This window comes from Actinoplanes sp. NPDC051633 (assembly GCF_040681735.1).
Lineage (GTDB): Bacteria > Actinomycetota > Actinomycetes > Mycobacteriales > Micromonosporaceae > Actinoplanes.
In genome coordinates, this window is record NZ_JBFAZH010001259.1 from 1 (window position 1) to 2140 (window position 2140).

Sequence of the window (2140 nt, forward strand, 5' to 3'; positions counted from 1 at the left end):
CGTGGAACCACGCCTGGCTGGGGGAGAAGTCGACGGCCATCTGGAGCATCGTCGCGATGAGCCAGTGGCAGTCCATCGGGTACACCGCGGTGCTGTTCGTGGTCGCGATCCAGCGCATCCCGCGCGAGTTCTACGAAGCCGTCCGGGTCGACGGCGCCGGCCCGGTGCGCACGTTCTTCACCATCACGGTGCCGATGGTCCGGGAGATGACGACCCTGCTGGTCATCCTCACCGTCTCGGGCGCGTTCCTGGTCTTCAACGAGGTCATGGTGATGACCGCCGGCGGGCCGGACAACTCGAGCCACGTGCTGAACACCTGGCTCTACCGCAACGCGTTCTTCGAGGACGACATGGGGTACGCGGCAACCATCGCGACGGTCATCTTCGTCATCACGTTCATCGTCGCGGTCGTGCAGCTCGCGGTCGCCCGACGCCGGAGGATCGAATGGTGAACCTCAGCCCTTCGGCGACCTCCGCCGGCAGCGTCACCGGCGCGCGGGCCGCCGACGTGCCCGTGCCCGGCAAGAGCCCGGGGCGCAACCCGCTGCATCTGATCGGCCGGGTGCTCGGCTGGATCGGCTTGGGCGTGCTCGCGGTCGCCGTCATCTACCCCCTGCTCTGGATGATCCTGTCCAGCTTCAAGAGCAACGCCGAGGTCTTCGGCAGCCCGTGGGGCCTGCCGTCGGAGCTGCGCTGGGGCAACTTCAGCCAGGCGGCCAACGCCGGTGTGCTGCGCTACTTCACCAACAGCATCGTGGTGACGGCCGCGTCGATCATCTCCACCACGCTGCTCTCGGCGTGGGCGGCCTACGGCCTCACCCGCGTCAAGATGCCGCTGGCGCAGCCGGTGCTGCTGCTGGTCACCGGCGGCCTGATGCTGGCGCCGACGGTCGCCATCATCCCGCTGTTCCGACTGCTGCAGTCGATCGGCATCTTCGACACGTACTGGGCGCTGATCGTGCTCTACACGGCGTTCCGGATCCCGTTCACCACGTTCCTGATCCGGGCCTACATGATCGACCTGCCGAGCAGCGTGGACGAGGCGGCGGTGATGGACGGCGCCACCCGAACGCAGATCTTCTGGCGGGTCATCATGCCGATGTGCCGCCCGATCCTGGTGTCGGCGGCGCTGCTGCAGGCGCTATTCGCCTGGAACGAGTTCGTCTTCGCCCTGGTGTTCATCAGCAGCGATCAGCTCAAGACCCTGCCGGTCGGCCTGGTCGACATGCAGAGCCGTCTGCTCACCGACTGGCCGGTGCAGCTGGCCGGGCTGACCATCGCGGCGCTGCCGATGATCGTGCTGTTCCTCATCGGTCAGCGGCAGTTCCTGCGTGGGCTCACCGAAGGCATGGGCAAGTAATCGGTCGTACCTGAGATGAAAGGTCGGTGATGGCGCGGGTGCGCGCTCCCCGCGCCATCGCGGGTCTGCCTGCGGCGTTCTGGTGGGTGTGGGCGGGCACCCTGCTGTCCTGGTGCAGCCGGCTGCTCGTGCCCTTCCTCGCGCCGTATCTCGCCGCCGCCCTCGGCTGGGCGCGGCACGAGGTCTCGCTCGGCATCGCGATGTACGGCGCCGGATCGATCCTGTCCGTCCTGCTCGGCGGCGGGCTGGCCGACCGCGTCGGCCGCCGGGCCACGATCGTCGCCGGCCTGCTCTGCACCGCGGCGGCCACGCTGCTCCTGCTGCCCGCCGGGCGCCCGGCGGTGGTGATCCCGCTGCTGTTCGTGCTCGGATTGGTCTCGAACGCGGCGCAGCCGGCGATCAGCGCCGCGCTGGCGGCCGGGCTCGCACCCCCGGGCGCGACCGGCCGCACGATGGGACTCTTCGCGGTCACGTGGCACGTCGCCGTCGTGTTCGGCCCGCTGCTCGGCGGCGCCGCGCTCGAGTTGGGCGGCCCATCGATGCTGTGGGCCGGTTGCGGCGTGCTGGGGCTGATCACGGCCGGGCTGCGGCTGGCCATCGCCAGTGAACAACAGCGCCGGCTCGCGGCGACAGCCGCGACGGCATCCCCGGGAGCTCTACAGGGAGGGCCGAGGTGACCGCACATCCCGGTCTGACCGGCTACGGCCGGTTGCTGCGCCGGCGCGGCGCGCCGTCGGCGCTGCTGCTGTCGCTGGTGGCACGTCTGCCGGTCGCGATGGT

General features: G+C 70.0%; 3 protein-coding genes. All 3 read left to right on the top strand.

Annotated features, from left to right (window positions below; all coding sequences use genetic code 11):
* A partial coding sequence (locus AB0M20_RS39780; protein WP_364306277.1) for a sugar ABC transporter permease occupies positions 1–452 on the top strand: 452 nt, incomplete at its 5' end.
* Positions 449–1360 carry a carbohydrate ABC transporter permease gene (locus AB0M20_RS39785; RefSeq protein ID WP_364306279.1) on the top strand — a complete coding sequence of 304 codons (912 nt, stop codon included), beginning with the start codon at positions 449–451 and terminating at the stop codon, positions 1358–1360. The genes AB0M20_RS39780 and AB0M20_RS39785, both read left to right, overlap by 4 nt.
* 29 nt (positions 1361–1389) lie before the next feature.
* Positions 1390–2037 (top strand): MFS transporter, encoded by a 648-nt coding sequence (locus AB0M20_RS39790; RefSeq protein WP_364306280.1) that lies wholly within the window; start codon positions 1390–1392, stop codon positions 2035–2037.
* The last annotated feature ends 103 nt before the right edge of the window (positions 2038–2140 follow it).

Coding starts and splice junctions, on each gene's coding strand:
- AB0M20_RS39790 (WP_364306280.1), top strand. CDS start 1,390: ATGGCGCGGGTGCGCGCTCCCCGCGCCATCGCGGGTCTGCCTGCGGCG.